We start from the raw sequence: 16,187 nt of genomic DNA, 5'->3' as shown, positions 1-16,187 counted from the left end.
TTGTGACCACCCTTACAGTTTCAATACGAGCATCGGACGTCCTACATCCGATAACCCACGACAGTCGAATGGTGAGGCACCCTTATGAGCAAGACCATCAACAGCCTGCCGCTGGTCAACCACGCCAGCCGCCGGAATTTCCTGAAGCTAAGCGGCGCAGTTGGTGCAGCAGCCGCCTTCACGGCAACCCTCTCTGCGTGCGGCGGCGCTGCCAGCACCACAACAGGGAACGCGGCGAACACGGCAGCCGTGAACAAGGACCTCATTATCGAGGCAGGCATCTCCTACGCTCTCTCCACGGGCTTCGACCCGCTGAGCTCCTCGGGAGCCACGCCGATGGCAGCCAACCTGCATATCTTTGAAGGCCTCATCGAGCTGCACCCGGCAACCCGACAGCCCTACAACGCACTGGCCGCAACGGATCCCAAGAAGATCAACGACACCACGTACCAGGTGACCATCCGCGATGGTGCCAAGTTCCACGACGGCTCCCCCGTCACCACCGAGGACGTCGCTTTCTCCTTTACACGTGTCATGGATCCGGCGAACAAGTCCCTGTTTTCGCAGTTCATCCCCTTCATCCAGGACGTCAAGCCGCTCGACGCGAAGACCGTCGAGTTCACCCTAAAGTACGCCTTCCCGGGCTTCGGACCCCGCATCTCGGTGGTCAAGATCGTTCCCAAGGCACTAGCGACCGATCTGAAGGCCTTCGACGCCAAGCCAATCGGCTCCGGTCCGTACAAACTGGTCTCCGCCGTCAAGGACGACAAGATCGTCTTCGAAGCGTTCGCAGACTACAACGGCCCCAAGCCAGCGTTGGCCAAGGGCATGACCTGGCTCCTTCTTTCGGACGCAGCCGCCCGTGTTACTGCTGTCCAATCCGGCCGCGTCCAGGCCATCGAGGACGTTCCGTACCTGGACGTCGACGGCTTGAAGTCCAAGGTCAAGGTGGAATCCGTCCAGTCCTTCGGCCTGCTGTTCCTCATGTTCAACTGCGCAAAGGCCCCTTTCGACAACAAACTGGTCCGCCAGGCGCTGCACTATGGCATGGACAAGGAAGCCATCATCAAGAAGGCCCTGTTCGGCAACGCCAAGGCGGCAAGCTCCTACTTCCAGGAGGGCCACCCGGACTATGTCAAGGCCAGGAACGTCTATGGTTTTGACACTAAAAAGGCCGAAGACCTACTCAAGCAGGCGGGCGTTGGCAGCCTCGAATTCGAACTCCTCACCACGGACACCGCGTGGGTGAAGGACGTTGCACCCCTGATCCTGGAGTCCTGGAACAAGATCCCCGGCGTCAAGGTCACCGTGAAGAGCCTGCAGTCCGGCGCCCTTTACAGCGACCGCGTGGGCAAGGGCGATTACACAGTCGTTGCTGCTCCGGGTGATCCGTCCGTGTTCGGCAACGACGCGGACCTGCTGCTGAGCTGGTTCTACTCGGGCGCCACGTGGATGGAGAAGCGCGCCTTCTGGACCACTCCGGAACGCACCAAGTTGCAGGAACTCATGAACAAGGGGTCGCAAGCCTCCGGCGACAACGCCAAGAAGATCGTGGCCGAAATCGTGGACATGGTCTCGGACGAGGTCCCCCTCTACCCGGTCCTCCACCGCCAGCTCCCCAGCGCCTGGGACGAGAAAAAACTCAAGGGCTTCCAGCCTCTGCCCACCACCGGATTGTCCTTCATCGACGTCGGACGTACGGCCTAGAAACCTGAGTTGCGAGGCCTGCTTTGCGGCCTAAATCCCCCAAATAGCACGCAGAGCAGACCGCAAAACCAGCAGCACCCCCAACCAACCGGAGAACAAATTGGTCACGATATTGCGTCTGCTTGGTCGCAGGCTTGCAGCATTGCCATTGATGATCCTGGGCATTACGTTGCTCGTCTTCCTCGTCCTGCAGGCCGCCCCCGGCGACCAAGCCAGTTCCGCCCTTGGTGACGGCGCCAGCGAAGAAGCCAAGCAGCAGTACCGCCAGGAAAATGGCCTGAACGATCCCTTGGTCCTGCAATACTTCCGTTTCCTTGGGAAGCTGCTGCAGTTTGACCTGGGCGTCACAACCCCGCCGGCAAAGTCGGTGGCTTCCATGATCGGCTCTGCGTTCCCTTTGACGCTCCAGCTGACCTTCCTGGGCGTCATTATCGCGATTGTTCTTTCCCTGGCATTCGGCATCCTCGGCGCCCTCTACCGCGACAAGTGGCAGGACCAATTGGTCCGCGTCTTCTCGATCGCCGCGATCGCCACGCCGTCGTTCTGGCTCGGCATCCTGCTCATCCAGTGGTTCGCCCTGGGCAGCAACCCGATGTTCCCCTCAGGCGGAATTGCGACGCCGGAATCCGGCTTTGGCGGCTGGCTCAACTCGATGGCCCTTCCGGCCTTGGCGCTTGGCATTCCCGTGTCAGCGTCGCTGATCCGCGTGGTCCGGACCTCCATGGTTGAAGAGCTTGACCGCGACTACGTCCGCACAGCCATCGGCAACGGCGTCCCCTACCGCGAAGTGGTTTCCAAGAATGTTCTCCGCAATGCCCTCGTCACGCCGGTGACCGTGCTGGGACTCCGCGTGGGCTATCTGCTGGGTGGCGCCGTCGTGATTGAAATGATCTTCGCCCTGCCCGGCATGGGCCAGCTGATCCTCAACGGCATCACCAACCTGGACGTCAACCTCGTCCAGGGCGTGGTGCTCACCATCTCGGTCACTTTTGTTCTGGTGAACATCGTGGTGGACCTTCTCTACCTGCTCATCAACCCCCGAATCAGGACGGTATAGCTCATGCGCAGCAAGCTCGCAGAACGGCTAAGTGCCCCGGGCATCCGCTTCAAGGCCCTGCCATGGGGCTCCCGCATCGCCCTGCTCTTCCTTGTCATGATTGTGCTCGCGGCCGTCCTCGCGCCGGTCATCGCTCCGCACGATCCCCTTGAGACGTTCATTCCGGCAACCCCGCCCGGCGCCGAGCACTTGTTCGGCACCGACCGCCTGGGCCGCGACATCTTCTCGCGCCTCCTGTTCGGGGCACAGTCGTCGCTGCTGATCGGCCTTGGCGCGGTTGGCCTGGCGATCCTCGCCGGTGCACTGCTCGGATCCTTCGCCGCGACGTCCAGCAAGTCGGTCAACGAGATCATCATGCGGCTCATGGACATCCTCATGGCGTTCCCGGGCATCGCACTGGCCGCAGTTTTGCTGGCCGCGTTCGGCAACTCGGTCCCGACCATCATCATCGCAATCGCCATCATCTACACGCCTCAACTGGCCCGCGTGGTCCGTGCCAACGTGCTTGCGCAATATGGCGAAGACTACGTTCGTGCCGAACGCGTGATCGGTGCAGGCCGGTTCTACATCCTGGTCAAGCACATCGTCCGCAACACCGCCGCTCCCGTCCTGGTGTTCGCCACAGTGATGGTGGCAGACGCCATCATCCTGGAAGCCTCGCTCTCCTTCCTCGGGGCCGGCGTTCAAGACCCCGCGCCATCATGGGGCAACGTGATTTCCTACGGCCGCAATCTGGTCCTGTCCGGTGGCTGGTGGGCCACCACGTTCGCTGGCCTGACAATTCTGCTGACCGTCCTGTCCCTGAACATCCTCGCCGAAGGCCTCACCGACGCCATGGTGAACCCCAAGCTGCGCCGCGCGCCGGCAGTGAAGGACGACGACGGCTCGGCCGCGGCTATCGCTGTTGATTCCGAGGTCGCCACCTCCGTTGCCCAGCCGTCAGTGGTGGAGGAACACGAGCTCGACGGCGTTCGGCCGGCTTTCGGCGACACCGTCACTTCTGATGGGGGCAGCTCCGCCGTCCTCACCGATGTGAAGCTGGCCGCCGCCAACCCCCACCTCCTCCTGGACCGCGAACTGGAACTGCTGGCAGCCATCGAAGCCAAGCGCACGGACCGCCTCCCGCAGGTCTCCCCCGGAGCCCGCAATGTGCTTGAAGTGAAAAACCTGTCTATCCGCTTCCCGGGCCGTTTCGGCGAGACCGCAATCGTGGACAACGTCTCCTTTACGGTCCGCGAAGGCGAAACCATGGGCCTGGTGGGCGAGTCCGGTTGTGGCAAGTCGATCACGTCACTCGCTGTGATGGGCCTCCTGCCCAAGACAGCACAAGTCACCGGCTCCATCCTGTTTGATGGCAAGGAACTCCTCGAGGCGAAGACGCAGCACAGCAACCCCAAGGCATATGAGGGCCTGCGCGGGGAGCAGATTGCCATGGTCTACCAGGACGCGTTGAGCTCGCTGAATCCGTCCATGAAAATCAAGGACCAGCTGGAGCAGCTCACCAAACGTGGTGGCCGAAAGACACCTGCTGAACTGCTGGAAATGGTGAAACTGGACCCCGCCAGGACGCTTGCCAGCTACCCCCATGAGCTCTCCGGCGGCCAACGCCAGCGCGTGCTGATCGCCATGGCCCTGTCCCGCTCACCGAAGATCGTTGTTGCCGATGAGCCCACCACGGCCTTGGATGTCACCGTGCAAAAGCAGGTGGTGGATCTGCTCAACGAACTCCGTGAGCAACTCGGCTTCGCCATGGTATTCGTCAGCCACGACCTCGCTTTGGTGGCATCCCTGGCGCACCGCATCACGGTGATGTACGCCGGCCAGGTTGTGGAATCCGCACGGGCTTCCGAGCTCCTGCAGAACCCCAAGCACGAGTACACCCGCGGCTTGCTGGGTGCCGTCCTCTCCATCGAGGCCGACGCCGTCCGCCTACACCAGATCCCCGGCACAGTCCCTTCACCGCGCGATTTTGCTGCGGGAGACCGCTTCGCGGCCCGCTCACTCAGGGCCGACGCCGACCCCAACCAGAAGCTCATCCTCACCACCGTTCCAACAGCCAACGGTGACGACGCCGACCACTACTGGGCGAGCCACCTGAAGGAGGACGCAAAATGAGCGATTCAGGCTCCAAGCCGGTCATCGAGCTCAAAGACGTCAAGGTCTACCACCATGCAAGGACCGGCGGACTTTTCCGACCCAACATCGTCAAAGCCGTTGACGGAGTGGACTTCACCATCAGCCGCGGCGAAACCGTGGGCATCGTTGGTGAGTCCGGCTGTGGCAAGTCCACCCTCGCGTCCGTACTTGTGGGACTCCAACCACCGACGTCGGGCAAGGTCTTGTTCCACGGAAAGCCCGCCATCAAGCGGAACGCCGCCATGCGAAAGCAGTTTGGACGCTCCGTCTCGGTCGTCTTCCAGGACCCGGCTACGGCGCTCAACCCGCGCATGACCATCCAGGACATCCTCACCGACCCCCTGCAGATCCACGGCATCGGGAACGCTTCCAGCCGTGCTGCCAAGGTCAAGGAACTGTTGGCGCTGGTTGGCCTGCCGCACTCGGCCGCCGAGGTGACGCCGTCGCAGGTTTCCGGTGGTCAGCGCCAGCGTGTGGCGATCGCCCGTGCACTGGCGCTGGATCCGGACATCATTGTGGCTGACGAGCCGACGTCGGCCCTGGACGTTTCGGTCCGCGCGCAGGTCTTGAACCTGCTCTCGGACCTGAAGACGCAGCTGAACCTCGGCATGGTGTTCATCTCGCACGACATCCAGACCGTCCGCTACGTCTCGGACCGTATCTGCGTCATGTACTTCGGCAAAATCGTCGAACAAGGCACAGCCACCCAGGTCTTCGACAACCCCAGCAACGACTACACCAAGAAGCTGCTGGGCGCCGCGCCGAGCCTGCTCCACATCTAGTTTTTCCCTTCACAAGTTACAAACAACGGAGAATTCTGTGTCCACTCAGTTCCAGGGCGTCATCCCCCCGGTCATCACCCCCCGCCACGCCGACGGCAGCATCGACACCGCGTCGCTGAAGAACGTCACCAAGCACCTGATCGACGGCGGGGTGTCCGGACTTTTCGTCCTGGGATCCTCCGGAGAAGTCCCCTACCTCACCAACGCCGAGCGTGAGCTGGTGGTCTCCACCATCGCCGACGCCAACGCCGGAGCGGTCCCACTGATTGTCGGCGCCAACGAGCAGACCACCAACCGGGTGATCGAGGAAGCGCGGAAGGTGGTGGATCTAGGTGCCGACGCGATCGTTGTCACGTCCATGTACTACGCCATCGGCAATGCGGCGGAAACCGAGACGCATTTCCGCAGCATCCACGCCGCCATCGAGAAGCCGATCTTCGCTTACGACGTCCCGGTCCGCACGCACTTCAAGCTGCCCACGGACCTCCTGGTACGCCTCGGCCGCGACGGCGTCATTGCCGGCGTCAAGGACTCCTCGGGCGACGACGTTTCGTTCCGCCAACTGCTGCTCGCCGCCAAGGACATTCCCAACTTCGATATCTTCACTGGTCACGAAGTTGTGGTGGACGGCGCCCTCCTGGGCGGTGCGCAGGGCGTGGTTCCGGGCCTGGGCAACGTTGATCCGGCCGGCTACCGCCGCCTGTTCGACGCTGCCCAGACGGGCGACTGGGCTCTCGCAGCAAGGGAGCAGGACCGTCTGGCCGACGTCTTCGAGATCGTCTACACCCCCAACGGTCGCGTCTCCGGCGGCGCTGCAGGTCTCGGTGCTTTCAAGACCGCGCTGCAGGTCATGGGAGTTATTGAGTCCAACACCATGAGCGAGCCCATGCCGTCCCTGAACGATGCCGAGACGGCGCTGATCCGTGAAATTCTGGAACGGAACGGGCTGGTCTAAATTTTCATGACCGCTTCCATGACGCACGTGGTCGGTGTTGACCTCGGCGGCACCAAAACTGCCGCCGGGGTTGTTTCCGAGCGTGGTGAAGTGCTCATGTCGGAGACCATTCCGACGTTGAACAGGGACGGTGGCGAAGCGATCCTCGACGCCACTGCGGCGCTGATCGCGGGCTTGGTGGAGCGGGCTGCCGACGCCGGAGTTACAGTTTCCGGCGTCGGCATCGGCTCCGCCGGGGTTATTGATGCTTCTTCCGGGGCCGTGGTGTCAGCCACGGATGCGATTCATGGCTGGGCCGGGACTGAGCTTGTTTCGGGGCTGTCCACCCGTCTTTCCCTGCCTCTTTCGGCGGTCCGGGCCGTCAACGACGTCCACGCCCACGCCCTCGGTGAGGCCTGGCTTGGCGCGGCCGCCGGCTCCTCAAGTTCGCTCATGGTGGCGTTCGGAACCGGCGTCGGCGGGAGCTTTGTGCTGAACGGCGCACCTGTTCTCGGACACCGCTTTGTTGGTGGGCATGTGGGTCACTTCGCGTCGCCGCTGGCTGTATTTGACGACGTTCCGTTGTCCTGCGTGTGTGGTGGATCAGGACACGTCGAGGCCGTGGCTTCGGGGCCCGCCATCTATGAGTCGTACCTGCGCTTTGGTGGTTCCTCGCGTGAGGCAGCGGACACGCGGGGCGTGTTTGCGCTGGCCGCTTCGGGAACTCACGACGGCGGTGCTGCCGCTATGTCTACTGACGGGCGCGCCGCCGCCTTGCGTGCCGTTGGTCTCGGCGCGGCCGCCGCAGGCCAAGCGGTGGGCGGACTGATCAACATTCTTGACCCTGAAACCGTGGTGATTTCTGGTGGGCTGGCCGACGCCGGCGATCTTTGGTGGAAGCCCATGGAGACGGCTTTGCGCCAGGAATTACTGGCACCGTTGACCGAGGTCCCCGTACTGCGGGCAACCCTGGGCAACACCGCTGCCATCGTTGGTGCCGCGAAACTCGTCCTTTAGAAGAGAGACAACATGATCCTGACCCCCGAAGGCATCGAAACCCTCCGTTCCCAGCTGATCGTCTCCTGCCAGGCGTATCCCGGCGAACCCATGCGCGATCCCCGCACCACGGCCCAGGTGGCGGCCTCGGCTGTCATCGGCGGTGCGGCGGCGATACGCGTCCAAGGGTTAGCTGACGTACAGTTCGCGCGTGCCGCCGTCGAAGTTCCCGTCATCGGGCTCTGGAAGGACGGGCATGATGGGGTCTTCATCACCCCCACTCTCCGGCACGCGCTTGCCGTGGCTGGTGCCGGTGCACATGTTGTCGCGATTGATGGCACACGCCGGGCTCGCCCGGACGGCTTGTCCCTTCAGGCGACCGTTGCCGGCATCCACGCCGAGTCCCAGGCGCTGGTCATGGCGGACTGCGGTTCCTTCGACGATGCTGTTGCAGCCGTTGAAGCCGGCGCGGACCTGATCGGCACAACGTTGGCTGGTTACACCGGCGAGCGCCCCAAGACCGACGGCCCGGACCTGGAGTTGCTGGAGCAGATCGCCTCTGCCGAACTGGGCAAGCCGCTCATCGCCGAAGGTCGCATCCACACCCCCGCCCACGCACGTCAGGCCCTCAATGCCGGCGCGTTCGCAGTGGTTGTGGGCACCGCGATCACGCATCCGGCCACGATTACGGGCTGGTTCAGGGGCGCGATGCACGCCTAAGGACTCAACCCCCGCGTTGCTGGGCCTGCTCTGGCCCCAAAACCCACGCGAAGCGCGCAAAACGGGCCTCACAACCCGGCGGCAGCGGTTGTAGGCTTCTCCCATGGCTGCCGAAAACTCCCGTGAATTCGACGTAATTGTGATCGGCGCGGGCGCCGTCGGGGAAAATGTCGCGGACCGCGTGGCTCGTGGCGGACTGACGGCAGTGGTTGTGGAAAGCGAACTGGTTGGCGGCGAATGCTCCTATTGGGCCTGCATTCCTTCCAAAGCGCTCCTCCGGCCAGGCAGCGTGCTCCACGCGGCGCAGGGAATTCCCGGAGCGTCGGAAGCGGTCACGGGAGTTATTGACGCAAAGTCGGCCCTGAAGCACCGGGACTGGTTCACGAACAATTGGCAGGACGGGAGCCAGGTCGAATGGCTGGATAGCGCCGGCATCGAGCTGATCCGTGGACGAGGGCGCATCACAGGACCACGCGAGGTCCAGGTGGACGGGCTCGACGGCAACAGCTACGCGCTCAAGGCGCACCATGCCGTGGTCGTGGCCACAGGTTCCACACCTACCATCCCGGATATCGAGGGCCTCAAGGACGTACCCTTCTGGACCACCCGCGGTGCTACTGCGGCAAAAGTCATCCCACAGCGATTTGCGGTGCTCGGCGGTGGAGTGGCCGGCGTCGAATTGGCCCAGGCTTTTGCCCGCCTTGGTTCGGTGGTGACACTTATTGCTCGTGGTCGCCTTCTGAGCAGCTATCCCGAAGAGGCAGCTGAACTGGTCCTGGCCGGGCTGCGCGCCGATGGCGTAACAGTCCACCTCCACACGGATGTGGACAAAGTGGAAAAGAACGACGACGGCTCGGTCACCGTCACGTTCAACGGCGGGACCGTTACGGCTGACAAACTCCTGGTCGCGTCCGGCCGGCATCCGGCATTGGCCAATTTGGGCTTGGAAAATGTGGGCGTTGAACCGCAGAACGGAAAACCGCTCCGGCTCACCACGGATGCCAGTGGGCTGGTGGAGGGCCCGGCAAGCGATGGCACCAGTGGACTGTGGCTTTACGCGGCAGGCGATGCCGCGGGCAATGTGTTGCTTACGCACCAGGGCAAGTACGAAGCCCGGGCTACCGGCGATGCCATCGTTGCCCGGGCAAATGGCAAGCTCCAGGGCACGCCCCGTCCCTGGAGCGCGTGGGCACATACGGCCGACGAGCACGCCATTCCAAGCGTCGTCTTCACAGATCCGGAAGTGGCCTCGGTGGGTCCCAGCCTTGAGCAGGCCCTGCTCCAGGGCAAGCACGTCACGGGAGTGGAGTTGCCCATCAATGTCTCCGGATCCCAGCTCTATTCCGCCGATTACAAAGGGTGGGCGCAGATCGTGGTGGACGAGGACCGGAAAGTCATCCTTGGCGCTACGTTCGTCGGGCCGGGGGTAGCTGAACTGCTCCACTCGGCCACCATCGCGATCGTAGGCGAAGTCCCCTTGGACAGGTTGTGGCACGCTGTGCCGACGTACCCCACCCTCAGCGAGGTGTGGTTGCGGCTTTTGGAGAAGTACGGCCTCTAGCGCTTATTTGAACTGACTGGTCAGTTCAGTTAGACTTTCAGCAGACACCATTTCTGCGAAAGGCTCATTGTGCTGTCCGTACAGCAACTCCAGATCAACGGCCGCCGGGACGATCTCCTTCCGGCAACGTCACTCCAGGCCCGTCGTGGCGAACTCTTGCTCGCGGCCGGCGAAGGCCAGGATCAGCGGACCGCCTTGGCCTTGGCACTCAGTGGCCGCATGAAACCCAGCAACGGCGTCCTCAGTTGGGACAACAACAGCAAGACCAAGAAGATCCGGCTGGCGAGCGCCTTGGTGGATTCGCCCGGCGTCAATGAGCCTGAACAGCATCTAAGCGTTCGCGACCTCGTCACAGAGGACCTCTCCCTCATCCCCCGCCGTTACCGTGGCGCGCTGCTCAGCAAACCGTGGCTGAAGATCAACAGCTTTGAAGACATTGCCGGCTTGTGGATCGAACAGCTTCCCGCCGGCCGCCGGCTCGAGCTCCTGACTGCCCTCGCCTTGGCAGATCCAGCTACCGACCTCCTGGTGGTCGATTCACCTGATCGCCACAGTGCCGATCCCTCGGCGTGGTTGCCCCGGCTTGAGGCTTTGGCGTCCGACGCCGGGCGGCCCCTTGCCGTCGTCGCCGTCGTCAGCGCCCTCCCGGACAACTGGGCTGGCCCTGCTGCCGTAATTGGCAACTCAGTGGCCCACCCGCAGGAACCGGAAACCGTTGAAGTGTCCGAGCCTGCACAGGCGACGAACGCGCAAGCGACAACGATCCCAATCCCGGCCCGCGAGATTCAAGACGAAGCATCCGAACCCGAATTCAAAGACCTTCAAAGGACTGCAAAGTGACTGTTCTGCGGCTCGCCCGCTCCGAACTCAAGCGCATGACCGGCGGGCTCCTGCCCAAGCTGACCATCCTGGCCCTGACCATGGTGCCGCTGCTCTACGGCGCGGTGTATCTCTACGCCAATTGGGATCCGTACGGCAATCTGAACCAGATCGACGCCGCCTTGGTGGTTGAGGACACGGGGGCAACGTCCAAGGATGGCACCGAGCTGCAGGCTGGCAAGAAGGTTGCTGACAGCCTGATAGACGGCCACGTCTTCAACTGGAAGCAGGTTTCCAGCGCCGAAGCCGCAGAATCAGGTGTTCGGACCGGCGAATACGCCTTCGCTCTGCGGATCCCCAAGGACTTCTCCGCAAACCTGGTCTCCCCCGGCAGCTTCGACGCCGCCAACCAGGCGATGCTCCATGTCACCACGAACGACGCCAACAACTACCTGCTGAGCACCATCGTGGACAAACTCACCACAGCAGTTCATTCAACGGTCGCCAAGGAGGTCGGCGAGGAAACAGCCAACCAGCTCCTCACCGGCTTCGGTACCATCCACGCCTCCATCGTGAAGGCTGCCGACGGAGCGTCCGAACTCGCCACGGGAGTGGGTCAGCTCAGTGATGGCGCTGCAACGCTGCATGACGGAACCACGCAGTTGGTCACCGGGGCAGACCAGCTGGTCGCCGGGCAGACCAAACTGCGCGACGGCGCTGTGCAACTCAACAGCGGCGCCGGACAGCTGAGCTCGGGCCTCACGGAGCTGAAGAACAAAACGGCTACCCTCCCGGCGGATTCGCAAAAGCTTGCCGACGGTGCGGCGCAAGTAGCCGCCGGGAACGCCGAGCTGAATGCGAAGGTCCAGGACGTCGTCGGGCAGCTGGATGCCGCGGACAAGGGCCTCCGCAACCGTGTTGTGGAATCCAACACCCGTCTGGTCACCGCCGGCGTACTGACGCAGGAGCAGGCAGACAAGGTCCTGGCGGACTTCGACGCGGCCGCCGCATCTAGCCCCGTCACGGACGCAAAGGCCAGGATCGCGGGCGACGCCGCCAAGATCCAGCAGCTCTCCGATGGTTCAGCTGCGGTGAGCGCAGGGGCATCGAAGCTCGCCGCCGCAACGCCTGCTCTCACGGACGCGATTTCGCAGGCAGCGGCCGGGGCCGGGCAGCTGAAAACCGGGGCGTCCGCGCTGGCCGCCGGCCAGCAGAGCGCACTGGACGGTGCCATAAAGCTCGACGACGGCGCCCACCAACTCAACGACGGTGCCGGACAGCTCGCCACTGGCGCGGTGAAGGCTTCCGATGGTTCACATACCCTGGCCACAGAGCTTGCCAAGGGTGCCGGGGAAATCCCGAACCCGAACGATGAACAGAAGAGCAGTGTGTCCAAAGTGATAGCAGATCCGGTCGCGGTGGACAACGTATCGCAGGCCAAGGCAGGTTCTTATGGTGCCGGCCTGGCGCCCTTCTTCCTGACGCTGGCGCTCTGGATCGGCGTGTTCATGCTGGTACAGGCCATGCGTCCTATCACCCAGCGGGCGCTGGCGTCGAACGCCCCGGCATGGAAAATCGCCGTCGGAGGCTGGCTTCCGTTCTTCGTTGTCTCGGTCCTGCAGGCCACGATCCTGACCCTCGTGGTGAATTTGGGCCTCGGCTTGAACGCCGCCCACCCCGTGGGCATGTGGCTGTTCATGCTCGCCGCCGTAATGGCGTTCAGCGCGATCATCCAAGGCATCGTGGCGCTCATGGGAACCCCGGGCAAGTTCGTGGTGCTGATCCTGCTGGTTCTGCAGCTCGTGTCCTCGGGCGGTACGTTCCCTTGGCAGACCACTCCCATGCCACTTCACGTGGTGCACGAAGTCCTGCCCATGGGCTACGTCGTCACCGGGATGCGGCATCTGATCTACGGCGGCGAACTCAGCATGATCTGGCCGACGGTCCTGGGCCTGCTTGGATACACTTTGCTGGGAGCGGCACTGTCCACGCTCGCTGTCCGCAAACACAAGATGTGGACCCTCAAGACGCTGAAGCCGGAGATCGCAGTATGACCAGCACCCAGCCGGTAGCCCCTTCAGAGCCGGGGCCCGCCGCAGGAACCGCGGAAAAGAAGCTGCGTCCCGGGCGCACCAACGCCACCAGGCAGCGCCTCTTCGAAGCGTCCATGGAGCTGATTGGCGAACGTGGCGCCGCTGGTGTGACCGTGGATGAGATCGCGGCCGCGGCCGGCGTGTCCAAGGGGACGGTTTACTACAACTTCGGCAGCAAATCGGACCTCATCGCGCAGCTGCTGCGGCATGGCGTGGACATCATGCTGGTCCGTCTCCAGGCAATCGAAGGCCAAGCCAGCGATCCCCTCGAAGCCATGAAGAACATGGTCGGCCAGGCCATGGAGTTCATGGACGAGTACCCGTCTTTCGCGCGGCTGTGGGTGAGCGAAAACTGGCGGACGCCAGGCGAGTGGAGTGCCGTGTTCGCCGAACTCCGGGCAGAACTCCTCGCCGTCATCGGCTCGGCGGTGGAACGTGTGGCCGCCGGATACAAGGTGGACGAGTCAATCGTCCGCGGCAGCCTGGAGGCGGCCATTTTCGGGGCCATCTTCGTGGTGGGACTCGACCGGCAAACCTACAACCCCGAGCGCACCCGGGAACAGAGTGTCGCCGCGGTCATGACCATCATGCACGGGTACGTCGTGAAGTAGGTCTTCCCCGGGAACGGTATCCAACTGCAATCTACGACGGCGTGGCGCGGCCCGCTGGTCGGCGATGATTAGACTCATGCGTCACATGGGGAACAGCGGAAAGCTTGCGGTGGTAGCCGCTTTTGTGTCCCTCGGGCTCTTGGTGCTCGCAGCCGTGGTCCTCGAAGAACTGGTTCTGTACCTGTTCCTGGGAGCGGTGCTGACCTGCTATTTGGCATCGATAGTGCAGGTCTTCAACCGGCGGCGATACCTCGTGGTTCTCCTTGGCGCTGCCGGGACCAGCCTGTTCATCGGCTTCAGCATTGCATTCCTGCGCATGTGGGGCCTCGCGTTCAACCAGGACGCCAACGCCATGGGGAGTGCTGTAAGCACCGAGGACTCAGACATCTACTTCTACCTGGCCGCAGTGGCTGGGGTGGGGACGCTGGCTGTGCTGTTCCTCGGGGCGGTCTGGCCATCGTTTGGTTACAGCAGGGCCAGGCAACCCGTCCCAGTGCCTAAGCGGGCCACAACGCCAACCAAACGAGCTGCCAGCTCACGTCCAGCCGCACCTGCAAAACGGCCAACTACGTCGACGGCACGTCCTTCGAGCGCCGCAAAAGCCTCTCCGGCGAAGCGTCCCGCAACACCCCGCACGCCTTCGACGGCAGCCAAGCGTCCGGCGTCGGGCGTTTCCACACAGCGCAAGCCCGCCTCCAAGCGCTAGCCAGCTGCGTTGCGGGGCCCGCTCTGCGTGCTTCGCGGGCGATTAGACGCGCAGAGCAGGCCTCACAACGGGAGTCTCCGGACGTTTTCGTGAGGCGCCGAGCACGGCAGTCGCGACTCCGACGAGCAGGATCAGCCCTCCCATAATCTCGGGCGCCGTTGGGATTTCGTTCAGGACCAGCCAGGCAGCCGTCATGCCGACCACTGGAACCAGCAGCGTGAACGGCACGACGTCGGAACTCGGGTAGAGCGTCAACAGCCGGTTCCAGATGCCGTACCCAATGAGCGAGGCGAAAACCGCCGTGTAGATGGCGCTCAGGATGGTGGGCATTTGGAGGTCCGTGATGGTCGCCCACACTGTGCTGGGGCCGTCCACTACGAGTGACAATCCCGCCAAAGGGAGCGGCACTACGGCCCCGGACCAGACCACCAACCCAAGGCCCGACGCCGCTTTCGAGTGCCGCGCAACCACGTTTCCGATCGCCCAGGACAACGCCGCCGCCAGCACAATCATGAGAGGCAGGATAGGAGCCACGGCACTGCGCCCCACCGCGACCACGCCCAGACCCGCGAGGCCGAGCACAACGCCCAGCATCTGCCTGCGGCTGGGCCTCTCGCCAAGGAACCGGGCCGCGATCAGCACTGTGAACAGCACCTGCGCCTGCAAGACGAGGGAGGCCAGGCCCGCCGGCATCCCCAGAGCCATGCCCAGGTACAGCAGTCCAAACTGACCAGCGCTCATGAAAAGCCCGACGCCGATGATCGCCTTCCAGCTCACGTCGGGTTTGCGGATAAACAGAATGAACGGAAAAACGACCAGCAGGAATCGGAAGGCGACGAACAGCAACGGCGGGACATCGCGGCCGTTGGCGTGGAGGCCAAGGTCTATCGCGACAAAGTTCACGCCCCAAAGGACAGCGACGAGGACGGCGAGGGCGGAGTGGCGAAGGTTCACAAGAATCACTTTGGCACCTCGAATGGTTTAAGCACCAGCGTTGAATTCTGTATGAAATCAAGTAAGTTTACTTCATGATCGACATTTCAGCCCTGCGCGCCCTGGTAGCTGTGGAACAGCACGGATCTGTCGTGGCCGCCTCGGACGTGATGGGCTACAGTCCTTCGGCGGTTTCCCAGCAGATAAAGAAGCTGGAGAAGCAAACCGGAGTGGCCGTCCTGGAACGCAATGGCCGCGGTGTACTCCTTACGGAACGGGGCCTTGCCCTCGCCGGCTATGGGCGGCGGATCATGGGCGAACTCGAGGAACTCCAGGCAACACTCCTCGCCGATCCCGCGAAGCCTTCCGGGCTGCTGCGGCTGGTGGCGTTCTCAACGGCCTGCCGTGGCTTGGTGGGGCCCATGCTCGGACGTATCGGTAGGGATTCCGAACTTGAAGTCAGCGTACTGGCGGAGGACCCGCGTGAAGCCGTGCACCGGGTTGCTTCAGGCGAGGCTGAGCTTGCGGTAGTGCACAACTGGAACTCCGTGCCGCTGGTCATTCCTGAGAACCTGGTGCACGAGGACCTCTGCCTGGACCAGGCCGACGTCCTCGTTAACAGCAGCCACGAACTTGCCGGACGGACCGTCGTCGAGCGTGAAGACCTGCTGGACGAAACTTGGGTCAGTACGCCGGCCGGCGCCATCTGCAACGAAGCCCTCCTGCAGATCTTCGCCGGGCTTGGACGGGTCCCCGATATCCGTGTCTACGATCCCGATTTCTCCACCCATATTGCGATGGTGGAGCAGGCCGTGGCCGTAGCACTGGTGCCTCGGCTGGGCAGGCCACCCCTGCCACCCGGCGTCGTTGCAGTGCCGGTCGTCAACCCCATCCAGCAGCGAGCCGTGGGAATCGTGTATCGAAAGACCATGACCGCCAGCCCCAATATCCGGCATGCCGTCCGGCTGCTGCGCGAAGTGGCGGCAGAGCATGAGCTGCCCGTCCGCCCTGAACCCAAATAGCTCGCAATAGGGGTTGTTTTGAGCCGGCGGTTTCTAGCGGTTATCGCAACAGGAAGGTTCTGATCATCTCATTTGGGGTGCAGAAGTCGAAGCGTTGGCGGGGTCTGTCG

At 63.2% G+C, this 16,187-nt stretch carries 14 protein-coding genes; 13 read left to right on the top strand and 1 reads right to left on the bottom strand.

Translation table 11 applies throughout. From position 1 onward, the window contains the following. Positions 1–84: 84 nt before the first annotated feature. From J2Y41_RS19410 to J2Y41_RS19355, 12 genes are all read left to right on the top strand, one after another. Positions 85–1,707, top strand: a complete 1,623-nt coding sequence (locus tag J2Y41_RS19410; RefSeq protein WP_309930946.1) for an ABC transporter substrate-binding protein — start codon at positions 85–87, stop codon at positions 1,705–1,707. Between the two features lie 100 nt (positions 1,708–1,807). Next, complete coding sequence (locus J2Y41_RS19405) at positions 1,808–2,764, top strand: ABC transporter permease (protein ID WP_224094398.1); 957 nt, start codon at positions 1,808–1,810, stop codon at positions 2,762–2,764. A gap of 3 nt (positions 2,765–2,767) precedes the next feature. Continuing rightward, on the top strand, positions 2,768–4,879 hold the full coding sequence (locus tag J2Y41_RS19400) for a dipeptide/oligopeptide/nickel ABC transporter permease/ATP-binding protein (RefSeq protein WP_309930943.1): 2,112 nt from the start codon (positions 2,768–2,770) through the stop codon (positions 4,877–4,879). Next, complete coding sequence (locus tag J2Y41_RS19395) at positions 4,876–5,682, top strand: ATP-binding cassette domain-containing protein (protein WP_309930941.1); 807 nt, start codon at positions 4,876–4,878, stop codon at positions 5,680–5,682. The genes J2Y41_RS19400 and J2Y41_RS19395 overlap by 4 nt, the downstream gene beginning before the upstream one ends. Positions 5,683–5,719: 37 nt before the next feature. After that, on the top strand, positions 5,720–6,637 hold the full coding sequence (locus J2Y41_RS19390; protein WP_309930938.1) for a dihydrodipicolinate synthase family protein: 918 nt from the start codon (positions 5,720–5,722) through the stop codon (positions 6,635–6,637). Between the two features lie 18 nt (positions 6,638–6,655). Continuing rightward, the gene (locus tag J2Y41_RS19385; RefSeq protein ID WP_309931064.1) at positions 6,656–7,633 is read left to right on the top strand and encodes an ROK family protein; all 978 of its coding nucleotides are present in this window, start codon (positions 6,656–6,658) and stop codon (positions 7,631–7,633) included. A 12-nt stretch (positions 7,634–7,645) separates the two neighbouring features. Beyond that, positions 7,646–8,332 (top strand): N-acetylmannosamine-6-phosphate 2-epimerase, encoded by a 687-nt coding sequence (locus tag J2Y41_RS19380; RefSeq protein ID WP_309930936.1) that lies wholly within the window; start codon positions 7,646–7,648, stop codon positions 8,330–8,332. A gap of 103 nt (positions 8,333–8,435) precedes the next feature. Further along, positions 8,436–9,893, top strand: coding sequence for an NAD(P)/FAD-dependent oxidoreductase (locus J2Y41_RS19375; RefSeq protein ID WP_309930934.1), 1,458 nt, complete (start codon positions 8,436–8,438; stop codon positions 9,891–9,893). Between the two features lie 69 nt (positions 9,894–9,962). Next, complete coding sequence (locus J2Y41_RS19370; protein WP_309930933.1) at positions 9,963–10,733, top strand: ABC transporter ATP-binding protein; 771 nt, start codon at positions 9,963–9,965, stop codon at positions 10,731–10,733. Beyond that, positions 10,730–12,766, top strand: a complete 2,037-nt coding sequence (locus tag J2Y41_RS19365) for a YhgE/Pip domain-containing protein (RefSeq protein WP_309930931.1) — start codon at positions 10,730–10,732, stop codon at positions 12,764–12,766. The genes J2Y41_RS19370 and J2Y41_RS19365 overlap by 4 nt, the downstream gene beginning before the upstream one ends. Continuing rightward, positions 12,763–13,416: a TetR/AcrR family transcriptional regulator gene (locus J2Y41_RS19360; protein WP_309930927.1), complete on the top strand. Its 654-nt coding sequence runs from the start codon at positions 12,763–12,765 to the stop codon at positions 13,414–13,416. Before J2Y41_RS19365 ends, J2Y41_RS19360 begins: the two co-directional genes overlap by 4 nt. An 85-nt stretch (positions 13,417–13,501) precedes the next feature. Then, the gene (locus J2Y41_RS19355; protein WP_309930925.1) at positions 13,502–14,122 is read left to right on the top strand and encodes a hypothetical protein; all 621 of its coding nucleotides are present in this window, start codon (positions 13,502–13,504) and stop codon (positions 14,120–14,122) included. A 42-nt stretch (positions 14,123–14,164) separates the two neighbouring features. On the opposite strand, the gene J2Y41_RS19350 is transcribed toward J2Y41_RS19355, so the two are convergent. After that, positions 14,165–15,076: an EamA family transporter gene (locus J2Y41_RS19350; protein ID WP_309931062.1), complete on the bottom strand. Its 912-nt coding sequence runs from the start codon at positions 15,074–15,076 to the stop codon at positions 14,165–14,167. Between the two features lie 74 nt (positions 15,077–15,150). On the opposite strand from J2Y41_RS19350, the gene J2Y41_RS19345 reads away from it, so the two are divergent. After that, positions 15,151–16,077, top strand: coding sequence for a LysR family transcriptional regulator (locus tag J2Y41_RS19345; RefSeq protein ID WP_309930922.1), 927 nt, complete (start codon positions 15,151–15,153; stop codon positions 16,075–16,077). The last annotated feature ends 110 nt before the right edge of the window (positions 16,078–16,187 follow it).

This window comes from Arthrobacter sp. 1088 (genome assembly GCF_031455315.1).
Lineage (GTDB): Bacteria > Actinomycetota > Actinomycetes > Actinomycetales > Micrococcaceae > Arthrobacter.
The sequence above is the reverse complement of the archived record's forward strand: the minus strand, read 5'-3'. Positions and strand labels throughout refer to the sequence as shown.

Bases quoted from the DNA above. Each gene is read 5' to 3' on its own strand.
- J2Y41_RS19385 (WP_309931064.1), top strand. From the start codon at position 6,656: ATGACGCACGTGGTCGGTGTTGACCTCGGCGGCACCAAAACTGCCGCC.
- J2Y41_RS19375 (WP_309930934.1), top strand. From the start codon at position 8,436: ATGGCTGCCGAAAACTCCCGTGAATTCGACGTAATTGTGATCGGCGCG.
- J2Y41_RS19345 (WP_309930922.1), top strand. From the start codon at position 15,151: ATGATCGACATTTCAGCCCTGCGCGCCCTGGTAGCTGTGGAACAGCAC.
- J2Y41_RS19355 (WP_309930925.1), top strand. From the start codon at position 13,502: ATGGGGAACAGCGGAAAGCTTGCGGTGGTAGCCGCTTTTGTGTCCCTC.
- J2Y41_RS19380 (WP_309930936.1), top strand. From the start codon at position 7,646: ATGATCCTGACCCCCGAAGGCATCGAAACCCTCCGTTCCCAGCTGATC.
- J2Y41_RS19360 (WP_309930927.1), top strand. From the start codon at position 12,763: ATGACCAGCACCCAGCCGGTAGCCCCTTCAGAGCCGGGGCCCGCCGCA.
- J2Y41_RS19410 (WP_309930946.1), top strand. From the start codon at position 85: ATGAGCAAGACCATCAACAGCCTGCCGCTGGTCAACCACGCCAGCCGC.
- J2Y41_RS19395 (WP_309930941.1), top strand. From the start codon at position 4,876: ATGAGCGATTCAGGCTCCAAGCCGGTCATCGAGCTCAAAGACGTCAAG.
- J2Y41_RS19400 (WP_309930943.1), top strand. From the start codon at position 2,768: ATGCGCAGCAAGCTCGCAGAACGGCTAAGTGCCCCGGGCATCCGCTTC.